Origin of the sequence: Thermomonas sp. S9 (genome assembly GCF_024704365.1) — a bacterium.
GTDB lineage: Bacteria > Pseudomonadota > Gammaproteobacteria > Xanthomonadales > Xanthomonadaceae > Thermomonas.
Window position 1 is genome coordinate 2,382,097 of record NZ_JAJDFY010000001.1, and the last position, 11,982, is coordinate 2,394,078.

Sequence of the window (11,982 nt, forward strand, 5' to 3'; positions counted from 1 at the left end):
CCATCCCATGTCCAAACGTTTCATCCCCCTGCTGGTCGTCGCCGTGGTCGCCGCCGCGCTCGGTCTGTGGGCCGCGCAGCGCCTGCTCGCCCCGGCATCTCCCGCGACGCCCGCCCTGCCCGCCCCGCGCGCGCTCACCCTGTTTCCCACTCCACGCGCCCTGCCCGACTTCCGTCTGCAGCAGGCCGACGGCACCGCGCTGACGCCGGACACGCTGAAAGGCCACTGGACGCTGGTGTTTCTGGGTTATACCCACTGCCCCGACGTGTGCCCGACCACCCTGGCGGAAATCGCCGGCGCGCAGAAGCAGTGGGCCGCGCTGCCGGAGGCCAGCCGCCCGCGGGTGCTGTTCGTCTCCGCCGATCCCGAGCGCGACACCCCCGAGACCGTCGCCCGCTACGCCCACGCCTTCCACCCCGACACCCTGGCCGCCACCGCGCCACTGCCGCAGCTTCAGGCCTTCGCCCGCGCGCTGTCGCTGGTGTTCATGAAGACACCCGGCCCCAGCGGCGATCCGGCCGACTACAGCATCGACCACAGCGCCGCCTTCGTGCTGCTGGACCCTTCGGTGCGCATGGCCGGCGTGGTGCAGCCGCCGTTCGACGTGAAGGGCATCGCGGCCGATCTGGAAGCGCTGACCACCCCCGCCCGATGAGCCCCGTCACCGCCCTCACCTACGTGCTGCCGCACCGCCTGTTGTCCTCACTGGCGCGGCGCCTGGCCTATTCCACCAACCGCGCGGTCAAGCAGTGGCTGATCGACACCGTGACCCGCAAGTTCGGCGTGGACCTGAGCGAAGCGGCACAGCCCGACCCCACCGCCTACCCCAGCTTCAATGCCTTCTTCACCCGCGCGCTGAAGCCCGGCGCGCGCACGCCGGACCCCGATCCGCGCGCCTTGCTGATGCCGGCCGACGGCCGCATCAGCCAGTGCGGGCCGATCGTGGACGGCCGCATCTTCCAGGCCAAGGGCCAGGGCTTCACCGCCGCCGAACTGCTGGGCAGCGAGCAGGATGCCGCCCCCTTCCGCGACGGCCGCTTCGCCACCGTGTACCTGTCGCCGCGCGACTACCACCGCGTGCACATGCCGTGGACCGGCACCCTGCGCGAAACCGTGCACGTGCCCGGCCGCCTGTTCTCGGTGGGCGTGGACGCCGTGGCCAGCGTGCCGCGCCTGTTCGCCCGCAACGAGCGCCTGGTCTGCCACTTCGACACCGACTTCGGCCCCATGGTGCAGGTGATGGTGGGCGCGCTGCTGGTTTCCGGCGTGGAAACCGTGTGGGGCGGCGTGGAAATCCCCGCCTACGGCGACGCCATCACCCGCAAGGACTACCGCGGCCGCGGCATCACCCTGCAGCGCTTCGCCGAGATGGCCCGCTTCAACTACGGCAGCACCGTCATCGTGCTGCTGCCCAAGGGCGCGGCCACGCTGGATCCGGCGCTGCATGCCGAATCCCCGGTGCAGCTGGGGCAGCGGCTGGCGCTGCGGGTGTGACGACGACGCTTGACCGATTGGAACCCGGATCAAGACAAGGCCACAGCAATGCGGGTTCCACGCGCTGCGTTTGCCTGTCGCCAGCCTGAGCCTGCAAGCCTTCAGCGCGCGGGCCGGTCGGCGCAGGCGATACAGTGGGTAGCCAGCGGGTCGGCCTCGAGGCGGCGTGGGTCGATCGGCGCGCCGCAGGCCAGGCAGTCGCCGTATTCGCCCTGTTCCATGCGCCGCAGCGCCACGGCGATCTGCTGCAGCTGGCGCTGCCGGCGCTGCTCGGTGGCCAACGCCATCTGCTGCCCTTGCAGGGCATCCATGCGCGACAACCGGCCGACGCTGGCCTGATCGAGCTCCACCGTCTGCCCGGCGACAGCGGAAGCCTCTGCAATTGCCAGCAACTGTTCGCGCAGGGTCAGCAGGCGGGCATGCAGCGCCTGCCACTCCGGCGCGACGCGGGAATCAGCCACGGCAGCCCTCAAGCTTCAACGTCTGCCCCGGCCTGATCGCGTACCTGGGCTTCTTCAGCTTGTTGGCCCTGGCCAGGTCGCCGAGATCGCACTGCAGTTTGCGGGCGATGCCGTGCAGGGTATCCCCGCGCTTGACCTTGTACGTACGCACCGGGACCGGCTTGCGCTCGGCCGGCGCAGGTGCGGGCGAGGCCTCGCTGGCGGACGGCCCATTGACCGGCGTGGGCTCGCCCACCCGCACCAGCGCGGATTGCACGTTGCTGGCCACCAGCTGCTGGGCCAGCTCCAGGCGCTTGCCGCGGGTGCAGTTGAAGCGGTACAGCCAGGCGATGCGGGTGGTGGCGTTGAGCGCGGTGCCGGCCGGCAGCATCACGTCCGGACTCCAGCGCGGATTGAGGTTGCGCAGCGGGCGCAGGTAGCCATCGCGCGAGCCCCAGTTGCCGAGGCAGATGGTGAGCTCGTACAGCGAGGCCGGCTGCGCCAGGGTGATGGTGGACGGGCGCGCGCTGACCTTGGGCCAGCGGATGCCGTAGTCCTTCGGGTGCAGGAACAGCCATGCCGCGGCGATCACCATCGGCACGTAGTCCTTGGTCTCGGCCGGGAACTGGCTGTACACGTCGATGTCCCAGAAGCTGCGGCCGCCGGTGGCCTGATACACGCGCAGGGCGCGCCCTTCGCCGCCGTTGTAGCCGGCCAACGACAGCTCGATGCTGTTGCCAAGCTGGGCCATGCGCTCGCTCAGGTACTGCGCGGCGGCATCGGCGGCGGCGCGCGGGTCGTAGCGGGTGTCGAAGCCGCTGCCGTCGTCGCCCAGGCCGAAGCGGCGGCCGGTGGCCGGCATGAACTGCAGCGGGCCGACCGCGCCGGCGCGCGAGCCGGCGTGCACCTTGCCGTTCGATTCCTTGGCCAGGATGCCGAACAGCAGCGCCTCCGGCAGGCCGTAGCGGCGGAACGCGGGCGACATCAGGTGCTGCATGTAGCGGTAGTTCTCGTAGCTGTCCATCAGCTGCGGGCGCAGGTCGGTGAGCCAGCGGCGGATGCCGGCCTGCACCGCGGGGTTGAACTGCACCATTTGCACGAAGCGCTGGCCGTCCTCGCTCAGCAGCGCCGCCGCGCTGGCGGAATCGGGCACCTCGGCGGCGGTGAAATCGCGCTCGTCCAGCGGGTCGCCGCCGTCATCGCCTGCAGCGGCATCGTCGAAGCGCGGGGTGTCCTGCAGCAGGCGCTCGTAGGTGGCCAGCATCTGCTCCACCGCGCAGCCGCGCTGCTTGCCGCAGGCCTCCACCACGACCTTCATCTCGGCCAGCGCGGCGGTGGTGGCCTTGGCGGCGGCGTCCTCGTCCTCGGCCTGCATGGCATCGCGATAGCGCTGCTCGGCAGCATTCATGCGCTGCTGCAGCGCCGCCACCGCGGCCTGGTCGCGGCGCGACTCGGCCACACTGCCGCCGCCGCGCTCGCGCCGCGCCTCGTCGGCATGGGCAGGCAGGCTGAGAGCCACCAGCAGCGGCAGCAGGAAAGCGGCGATGGAACGGACGTGCATCGGCGGGCATCGGCAGTGCGTGGGGGCAGGCAGGGTAGCCGCGGCAGCCGCGCAGGGGGCAAGGCGCACGGCGTGAATGCGCGGGCTTGGCGCTAGAATCTGGCGCACCCGTGAATGGAGCACGCGCATGGATCCCATCCTGGTCGGCAAGGCCATCACCACCGGGGAGGGCGGCCCGGTGTTCCTGCAGCCGGCCTTCGGCAACCGCCACGGGCTGGTGGCCGGCGCCACCGGCACCGGCAAGACGGTGACCCTGATGACGCTGGCGGAAGGCTTCAGCCGGCTGGGGGTGCCGGTGTTCCTGGCCGACGTGAAGGGCGACGTGGCCGGGCTGGCGGTGCCGGGCACGCCCAGCGAGAAGCTGCAGGCGCGCATCGCCCAGCTGGGCATCGCGGACTACCGCAACGAAGCCGCGCCGGTGGTGTTCTGGGACCTGTGGGGCAAGGCAGGGCACCCGGTGCGCGCCACCATCAGCGAAATGGGCCCCACCCTGCTCGGCCGCATCCTCGAGCTCAACGACACCCAGGCCGGGGTGCTGGACATCGTGTTCAAGCTGGCCGACGACCGCGGCCTGCTGCTGCTCGACCTGCCCGACCTGCGCGCGCTGCTGGCCCTGATCGCGGAGGAGCGCAAGGACATCAGCACCGCGTACGGGCTGGTCAGCACGCAGTCGATCGGCGCGATCCAGCGCGCACTGCTGCGGCTCGAACAGGAAGGCGCCGATGCCTTCTTCGGCGAGCCGGCGCTGGAACTGGCCGACCTGATGCGCACCACGCCGGACGGACGCGGGGTGGTCAACATCCTCGCCGCCGACCAGCTGATCCTGAAGCCGCGGCTGTATTCCAGCTTCCTGCTGTGGCTGCTCTCCGAGCTGTTCGAGACGCTGCCGGAGGTGGGCGATCTGGACAAGCCCAGGCTCGTGTTCGTGTTCGACGAGGCGCACCTGCTGTTCGACGATGCGCCGGCCGCGCTCCAGCAACGGATCGAGCAGGTGGTGCGGCTGATCCGCTCCAAGGGCGTGGGCGTGTACTTCTGCTCGCAGTTCCCGGACGACGTGCCGGCGAACGTGCTCGGCCAGCTCGGCAACCGCTTCCAGCACGCGCTGCGCGCCTACACCCCGCGCGACCAGAAGGCGGTGAAGACCGCGGCGGAAACCTTCGTCAGCAATCCGAATCTGGACGTGGCGCAGGCGATCGGCCAGCTCGGCGTGGGCGAGGCGCTGGTCTCCACCCTGCAGGGCAAGGGCGTGCCGATGCCGGTGGAGCGCACCCTGATCGCGCCGCCGCGCTGCCGGATGGGCGCCATCACCGAGGCCGAGCGCACGCAGGTGCGCGCCGGCAGCCCGGTGGGCGGCAAGTACGACGCCCGCATCGACCGCGAATCCGCGGCGGAGCGGCTGGCGGAGAAGGCGCAGACGCGCGCCGAGCAGGCGCAGGCACCGGCCGCCAGGACCGCGGAATCGGAGCCGGCCGGCGACGGCAACGGCTTCGGCCAGGCGGTGAAGGAGGCGCTGTTCGGCACCAGGCGCCGGCAGGGCATGATCGAAACCATGGCCAAGCAGACCGCGCGCACGATCGGCAGCCAGGTGGGCCGGCAGATCCTGCGCGGCCTGCTGGGCGGCATGTTCGGCGGCCGCAGGTGAGGGCCGCATGGGCCGCTGGCGTCCCCTGCCGAGAAGAGCACGGCACTCATCACCCGCGCCGGCCACGACCGCCTGAAGGCGGAGCTGGACGAACTCTGGCGCGTGCGCCGCCCGGAGGTGGTCAAAGCGCTGGCCGCCGCCGCCGCCGAGGGCGACCGTTCGGAAAACGCCGAATACACCTACCGCAAGAAGCAGCTGGGCGAGATCGACCGCCGCGTGCGCTACCTCAGCAAACGGCTGGAAGCGCTGAAGGTGGTGGACGCCGCGCCCGCTGACCGCGAGGCGGTGTTCTTCGGCGCCGCGGTGGAGCTGGAGAATGTGGCCAGCGGCGAATGCGTCTGCTACCGCATCGTCGGCCCGGACGAAACCGACGCCGCGCGCGGCTGGATCAGCATCGACGCCCCGCTGGCGCGCGCGCTGCTGAAAAAGCGGATCGACGACGAGGTGCAGGTGCAGCTGCCCGGCGGCCTGGTGCGCTACGTGATCGTGGACGTGCGCTACCCGGACTGAACCGCCGCGCATCCCGCGCCCGCGGCATTTCCTCGGCGCATACGCCCCGCGCCTGCGCGGCGCCCCCACCCGTTCGTCCTGAGAGCCTGTCGAAGGATGAACGGGGCCGTGGGCCCGTCCGTGGTTCGACAGGCTCACCACGAACGGGAATGGGCTGGCTCACCACGAACGGGAATGGGCACGCTCACCGCGAGCGGGGACGGCGAGGTTCTCCGCGCGGCGAGCGGTTGCCTCAGGCGCGCAGGGCGTCGAACTCGGGATGGCGGCCCATCCAGGCGTCGGCGTAGGAGCACTGCGGGTCCACCTTCCAGCCTTGCGCGCGCGCATGCTCCAGCGCGGCCTGCACCAGCGCGCCGGCGATGCCGCGGCCGCCGATCTCCGGGGGCACGATGGTGTGGGTGATGGCCATCACCGCGCCGGCTGGATCGAGGACGTAGTCCACCCAGGCCGCGTGGCCATCCACTTCGGTGCTGAAACGCTGACGGGCGGGATCGTGCTGGATCGTGTGCATGGTGGTCTCCGGGAATGGATCAAGAACCCAGCAGGCGGCGGACGAAATGCGCCCCCACCGCCGGCTGCAGCAGCAGGGTGAACAGCACGCCGTAGGCGGCGCCCCACAGGTGCGCGCTGTGGTTGACGTTGCCCTGGCCGCGCCGGTCCATCCACAGGCTGTAGCCGACGTACAGCACGGCGAACAGGAACGCCGGCACCGGCAGCGGGATCGGGAAGATGATCAGCCTGCTCCAGGGGTCGAACAGGATCGCCGCGAACAGCACCGCCGACACCCCGCCGGACGCGCCCAGGCTGCGGTAGTTCGGGTCGCGCTGGTGCGCAAGATACGTGGGCAGGATCGCCACCACGATCGCCGACAGGTAGAACAGCACGAAGCCGGCGCTGCCGATCCAGGCGGCGAACACGCGCTCGACCATGCTGCCGAACGACCACAGGGTGATCATGTTGAACAGCAGATGCGCCCAGTCTGCGTGCACGAAGCCATAGGTGAGCAGGCGCTCGTACTGGCGCTGTCGCACCAGCGCCGGCGGCCACAGCAGCAGGCGGTCGAGCAGGCGCACGTCGCCGAACGCGCGCCAGCTCACCAGTACGGTGACGAGCACGATGACAAGGGTGACCGACATCGCTCAGCGCCTCCGGCTCAGGCCCACTCGGTGAGACCTTCGCGCGCATACAGCTGCGCGAACGACGGCCGCGCCTTCAGACGCTGCGCAAGCTGCGCCAGCTGCGGCCACTCGGTGGCCGGGCGCGGCATGTTGCGCGACCAGCGCATCAGCATCACCAGGTAGAAATCAGGAACGCTGACGGCCTCGCCCAACAGGTGCGGGCCGTGTGCGGCCAGGTGCGCGTCGATCCGACCCCACTGCGCCTCGATGCGCGCGGCGCAGTGGCGGCGCACCGCCTCGGCCTGCGCCTCGCCCGCCGGCTCGTGCGGGTACCACCACTGCCGGAACAGCGGCTGCACCACGTTGGCGAGATTGAACATCCACTGCAGGTAATCGGCGCGGCGCGGATCATCCATGGCCGGGGCCAGGCCGGCCTGCGGGTGGCGCTCGGCCAGCAGCATCGCCAGTGCGGCCGCCTCGTACTGCGGCTTGCCGTCCAGCACCAGGGTGGGCACCACGCCGTTCGGGTTCAGCGCCAGGTACTCGGGCGATTTCTGCTCGCGGGCGGCAGTATCCACCAGGCGCAATTCGTGCGGCAGGCCGGTTTCGAGCAGCAACCAATGCACGAGGAAGCTAGCGGCGCCGGGGGCGTAGTACAGGACGTTGGACATGGTGGGCTCGTGGGATGGGCGCGGGAGGAATGCCCGGATTTTCCCACAGCCGTCGCGCCGCGCCCCGTGCCCCTGGGCAGGGGGCAAGCGCGGACTGTGCTGGGCTACCATCGCGCGGCCCCATCGGAGACTGCCCATGCCCCGCGCGATCCGCCGCCATTTCCTCGCCCTGGCCCTGCTCACCGCCTGCCTGCCGGGTCTGGCCGCCCGCCCGGCGCTGTCCACCGTGGCCGAACGCAGCGGCTACCAGCAGACCGGCCGCTATGACGAGGTGATCGCGCTGTGCGCTGCCTTCCAGCAGGCCTTCCCGAAGGCGGTGCGCTGCTTCGACTTCGGCACCACCCCGCAGGGGCGGCCGATGAAGGCGCTGGCGATCTCCACCGGCGGCGCGCTGACCGCGGAAGACGCGCGCGCGCGCGGGCTGCCGGTGGTGCTGGTGCAGGGCGGCATCCACGCCGGCGAGATCGACGGCAAGGACGCCGGCTTCGCACTCGCGCGCGACCTGCTGCAGGGCAAGCTGGACACGCCGGGCCAGCGCATCCTCGACCGCGTGGTGCTGCTGCTGGTGCCGGTGTTCAACGTGGACGGGCACGAGAACTTCCGCGCCTGGAACCGCCCGAACCAGCGCGGGCCGGAGCAGATGGGCTTTCGGGTCACCGCCCAGCGCCTCAACCTCAACCGCGACTACGTGAAAGCCGACGCGCCGGAGATGCAGGCGATGCTGGGGCTCATCAACCAGTGGGACCCGCTGCTCACGCTTGATCTGCACGTCACCGACGGCGCCAAGTTCCGCCACGACATCTCCGTCACCGGCGAGCCGGTGAACGTGGGCGACGAGGCGCTACGCGCGGCCGGGCGCGCGCTCAAGGACGGCATCATCAACCGCCTGAAGGCGCAGGGCGCGCTGCCGGTGGGCTTCTATCCCAGCTTCGTGCGCGGGGACGACCCGTCCAGCGGCTTCGTGGAAAGCGCCTATCCGCCGCGCTTCTCCAGCGGCTATTTCCCGCTGCGCAACCGCCTGGTGATACTGGTGGAAACCCATTCCTGGAAGCCCTATCCGGCGCGCGTGCGCGCCACCTACCACGCGGTGCTGGACGCCCTGCAGCTGGTGGCGGAGAACGGCGCGCAATGGAGTGCGCTGGCCGCGCAGGCCGATGCCCGCGCCCGCCAGCTGGGCGGCACCCCGGTGGCGCTGGACTACCGCACCACCGAGGACAAGCGGGTGATCGATTTCCTCGGCTATGCCTACCAGCGCGTGCATTCGGACATCTCCGGCGACGAGATGACGGTGTACGACGAAACCACGCCGCAGCTGTGGATGCTGCCGCTGCGCGACACCATCGTGCCCGCGCTCAGCGTGATCGCACCGCAGGCCGGCTATCTGGTGCCGGCCGAATACGCCGCACAGGTGGGCGCGCTGCTGCGCCTGCACGGGATCGATTTCCGCACCCTCTCAGGCCCGCTGGCGCAGGCGCCGGTGCAGGCCTTCACCGCCGACCAGGTGACGTTCTCCACCACGCCGATGGAAGGCCACCAGCGCGCCACCCTGTCCGGGGCGTGGGCACCATCCAGCGTCGATATTGGTGCTGGCGCGCTGTTCGTGCCGATCGCGCAGCCGAAGGCGCGCCTGCTGATGGCGATCCCGGAGCCGCAGGCCCCGGATTCGATGGCGGCCTGGGGGCTGTTCAACAACAGCTTCGAGCGCAAGGAATACATGGAAGGCTACGTCGCCGAGGAGCAGGCGCGGCGGATGCTGGCGCGCGACCCGGCGCTGAAGGCCGCGTTCGCGCAGAAGCTGAAGGACGACCCCGAGTTCGCCAGGAGCCCGCGCGCGCGGCTGGACTTCTTCTACCGCCGCCACCCGGCCTGGGACGTGGGCTACGACCGTTATCCGGTGCTGCGCACCGACCGCGTGCCGGAGTGACCGCGATGCCGGCGCATGACGGCGGTCGCTTGCCTGCACCCGCAACGCGCGCCATGCTGCCGGGCATGTCCGGTATCCCGTCCTCCCAGTGCGGCTGAATTCCCCCGTCGCCTGGCTGCTGCTGGCCGTCCTGGTGGGGCTGGCCTGGCGGCATGGGCTGCCCGCCGCGGGCAACACGCCCATCGCCGCGTCCGCGGCATCCGCCGATCGCACCGACGGCTGCGCCCTGCCCGCTTTCCTGCCGGCGGAGGCGCGCGCCACCGTCGCCCTGATCCAGCGCGGCGGGCCGTTCCCGCATCCGCAGGACGGCAGTGTGTTCGGCAATTACGAAGGCCACCTGCCGCGCCAGCCGCGCGGCTGGTACCACGAATACACCGTGCCCACGCCCGGCGCGCGCAACCGCGGCATGCGCCGGATCGTCACCGGCGGTACCCCGCCGCGCGAGTGGTATTACAGCGACGACCACTACGCGAGCTTCCGCCGCTTCGACGTGCCCTGACTCCGCGCGCAAGGACCGCCCATGACCGACGACGACGCCTTCTCCCTCGCCCTGGACGACCCGCGCCAGGCCGGCGTGTTCTTCGTCACCGGCGATGATCTGGATGCACTGGCGGCCTCGGCGCTGGATGCCGACCTGCTGCTGCGGCGGATCGACCTGCGCGACTGCAACGGCAAGGACGCGCTGCTGGCGCGCCTGCAGGACGCGCTGGCGATGCCGCCCGGCGGCCACAACTGGGACGCCCTCAGCGACCGCCTGCGCGACCTGTCGTGGCTGCCGGCATCCGGCTATGCGCTGCTGCTGGCCAACGCCGGCGACCTGCGCGATGCCGACGAAACCAGCTTCGACACCCTGCTGGACATCCTCGACGTGACGACGGTGGACTGGCAGCAGCGCAACGTGCCGTTCTGGGCCTTCCTGGCCCTGCCGGAGAGCGACTTCCCGCCACTCGCGTGAGGTGCGCGCTAGCATATCGGCATGGACCTGCCTTCCGCTGCGGCGCTGCGCCGCGCCACCCTCGATGACATCCCAGCGCTGGTGGACCTGGTGACCCGCGCCTACCGCGGCGACGCCAGCCGCGCCGGCTGGACCACCGAAGCCGACCTGCTGGACGGCAATCGGATCGACCCGGAGGTGCTGGCCGCCGACCTCGCGCGCCCGCGCAGCGTGGTGCCGGTGCTGGAACAGGACGGCCGCCTGCTGGCCTGCGCCCACGTGGCCGAGGACGACGGCGCCGGCTACTTCGGGATGTTCGCGGTGGACCCGGTCCTGCAGCGCGGCGGCATCGGCAAGCAGGTGCTGGCCGAGTGCGAGCGCATCGCCCGCGACGAATGGGGCCTGCCGGTCATGCGTATGACCGTGATCGACGTACGCGCGGAACTGATCGCCTTCTACGAACGCCGCGGCTACCGCCGCACCGGCGTGTTCAAGCCGTTCCCCTACGGGGATACGCGCTTCGGTCTGCCCAAGCGGCAAGACCTGCGCTTCGAGGTGCTGGAAAAGCCGCTGCGCGCTGGGGCGATGGCATGAGTGCGCCGTGGACGTACGTGTGCAGCACCGCCGAGCTGCTGCCCGGCGAAATGAAGACCGTTTTCGACGAGAACACCGGCACCGCGATCGTCGTGTTCAATCTCGATGGGGATCTGTACGCGCTGGAAGACCGCTGCTCGCACGAGGACTTCGAGCTGTCCGCCGGGCATTTCGACGCCACCAGCGGCGACGTGGAATGCGTGCTGCACGGCGCCCGCTTCGACGTGCGCGACGGCCGCGCCCTATGCGCGCCCGCCTACGAACCGGTGGCCAGGTTCCCGGTGAAGGTGGAAAACGGCGGCGTGTACGTGCGCGACGACCGTTGAGCCTCCGGCCCGCGCGGCGGGCGGCCCCCTCCGTTTCCATCCCCCTGCAGCCGCGTGCGGGGCGGCGCACGCATCCCCTGATCCATCGCCAGACCCGGCCTCGGCCGCTGGGCGTGCTGCATTCCGACTTGTTGTAAATGCGAATTGTTCGCATTATTATGCGCGCACCGCGTCCCCCGCGACGCCCCCCCCACCCCAAAAAACATATCCCCGAGGATCCGATGACCACGCACCGCCCCCTGCACCACCTCCCGCTTGCCGCCCTGGCGCTTGCCATCGGCGTCGCCCTGGCGCCCGCCGTCCGCGCGGCGGACACCCCGGCCGACCCGGAAAAGCGCGACCCGGCCAAGGACGTCGATGCGGTGATCGTGGTCGGCCAGCGCTACCTGCCGGAGTACCAGGCGCGCACCACCCGCGGCGCGACCAAGACCGACACCCCGCTACTGGACGTGCCGCAGGCGGTCACCGTGGTGACCGACAAGCTGGTGGCCGACCAGGGCGTGACCAGCCTCAACGAGACCTTCCGCTACATGCCCGGGGTTGGCACCGCCCAGGGCGAGGGCAACCGCGACACCCCGGTGATGCGCGGCATCAGCTCCACCGGCGACTTCTACGTGGACGGCATCCGCGACGACGTGCAGTACTTCCGCGACACCTACAACCTGGAGCGGGTGGAGGCGCTGAAAGGCCCGGAGCGCGATGATCTTCGGGCGTGGCGGCAGCGGCGGCGTGATCAACCGCATCACCAAGCTGGCCGACGGCATGAAC

General features: G+C 70.9%; 13 protein-coding genes and 2 pseudogenes. 10 read left to right on the forward strand and 5 right to left on the reverse strand.

The features are described from left to right. Positions 1-7 precede the first annotated feature (7 nt). Positions 8-655, forward strand: coding sequence for an SCO family protein (locus tag LJB71_RS11925; protein WP_259304351.1), 648 nt, complete (start codon positions 8-10; stop codon positions 653-655). Then, a complete protein-coding gene (gene asd, locus LJB71_RS11930; protein ID WP_259304352.1) occupies positions 652-1,494 on the forward strand; it encodes an archaetidylserine decarboxylase in 843 nt (280 codons plus the stop codon). The genes LJB71_RS11925 and asd overlap by 4 nt, the downstream gene beginning before the upstream one ends. Positions 1,495-1,595: 101 nt before the next feature. Here asd and LJB71_RS11935 read toward each other — a convergent pair whose 3' ends face one another. Beyond that, on the reverse strand, positions 1,596-1,955 hold the full coding sequence (locus tag LJB71_RS11935; RefSeq protein WP_259304353.1) for a TraR/DksA C4-type zinc finger protein: 360 nt from the start codon (positions 1,953-1,955) through the stop codon (positions 1,596-1,598). Further along, positions 1,948-3,495 carry a transglycosylase SLT domain-containing protein gene (locus LJB71_RS11940; protein ID WP_259304354.1) on the reverse strand — a complete coding sequence of 516 codons (1,548 nt, stop codon included), beginning with the start codon at positions 3,493-3,495 and terminating at the stop codon, positions 1,948-1,950. Before LJB71_RS11940 ends, LJB71_RS11935 begins: the two co-directional genes overlap by 8 nt. 127 nt (positions 3,496-3,622) lie before the next feature. On the opposite strand from LJB71_RS11940, the gene LJB71_RS11945 reads away from it, so the two are divergent. Both LJB71_RS11945 and greB read left to right on the forward strand, forming a co-directional pair. After that, positions 3,623-5,137 (forward strand): DUF853 domain-containing protein, encoded by a 1,515-nt coding sequence (locus LJB71_RS11945; RefSeq protein ID WP_259304355.1) that lies wholly within the window; start codon positions 3,623-3,625, stop codon positions 5,135-5,137. A gap of 7 nt (positions 5,138-5,144) precedes the next feature. Next, a pseudogene (greB, locus tag LJB71_RS11950) lies at positions 5,145-5,647 on the forward strand (transcription elongation factor GreB). 232 nt (positions 5,648-5,879) lie between these two features. Here greB and LJB71_RS11955 read toward each other — a convergent pair. The 3 genes from LJB71_RS11955 to LJB71_RS11965 are packed head-to-tail and all read right to left on the reverse strand — an operon-like array spanning position 5,880 to position 7,436. Further along, positions 5,880-6,206, reverse strand: coding sequence for a GNAT family N-acetyltransferase (locus LJB71_RS11955; RefSeq protein WP_345779467.1), 327 nt, complete (start codon positions 6,204-6,206; stop codon positions 5,880-5,882). Further along, positions 6,178-6,783, reverse strand: coding sequence for a rhomboid family intramembrane serine protease (locus LJB71_RS11960; RefSeq protein WP_259304357.1), 606 nt, complete (start codon positions 6,781-6,783; stop codon positions 6,178-6,180). The genes LJB71_RS11955 and LJB71_RS11960 overlap by 29 nt, the downstream gene beginning before the upstream one ends. A gap of 17 nt (positions 6,784-6,800) precedes the next feature. Further along, a complete protein-coding gene (locus LJB71_RS11965) occupies positions 6,801-7,436 on the reverse strand; it encodes a glutathione S-transferase (RefSeq protein WP_259304358.1) in 636 nt (211 codons plus the stop codon). A gap of 136 nt (positions 7,437-7,572) precedes the next feature. On the opposite strand from LJB71_RS11965, the gene LJB71_RS11970 reads away from it, so the two are divergent. The 6 genes and pseudogenes from LJB71_RS11970 to LJB71_RS11995 all read left to right on the forward strand — a co-directional run. Continuing rightward, positions 7,573-9,360: a M14 family zinc carboxypeptidase gene (locus tag LJB71_RS11970; protein ID WP_259304359.1), complete on the forward strand. Its 1,788-nt coding sequence runs from the start codon at positions 7,573-7,575 to the stop codon at positions 9,358-9,360. A 94-nt stretch (positions 9,361-9,454) separates the two neighbouring features. Continuing rightward, positions 9,455-9,859, forward strand: coding sequence for a ribonuclease domain-containing protein (locus LJB71_RS11975; RefSeq protein ID WP_259304814.1), 405 nt, complete (start codon positions 9,455-9,457; stop codon positions 9,857-9,859). Between the two features lie 21 nt (positions 9,860-9,880). Beyond that, positions 9,881-10,315 (forward strand): barstar family protein, encoded by a 435-nt coding sequence (locus LJB71_RS11980; protein WP_259304360.1) that lies wholly within the window; start codon positions 9,881-9,883, stop codon positions 10,313-10,315. Between the two features lie 21 nt (positions 10,316-10,336). After that, positions 10,337-10,888, forward strand: a complete 552-nt coding sequence (locus LJB71_RS11985; RefSeq protein WP_259304361.1) for a GNAT family N-acetyltransferase — start codon at positions 10,337-10,339, stop codon at positions 10,886-10,888. Further along, positions 10,885-11,214 carry a non-heme iron oxygenase ferredoxin subunit gene (locus LJB71_RS11990; protein ID WP_259304362.1) on the forward strand — a complete coding sequence of 110 codons (330 nt, stop codon included), beginning with the start codon at positions 10,885-10,887 and terminating at the stop codon, positions 11,212-11,214. Before LJB71_RS11985 ends, LJB71_RS11990 begins: the two co-directional genes overlap by 4 nt. Before the next feature lie 221 nt (positions 11,215-11,435). Next, positions 11,436-11,846: pseudogene (locus LJB71_RS11995) on the forward strand (TonB-dependent receptor plug domain-containing protein); the annotation flags it as partial. Between the last annotated feature and the right edge of the window lie 136 nt (positions 11,847-11,982).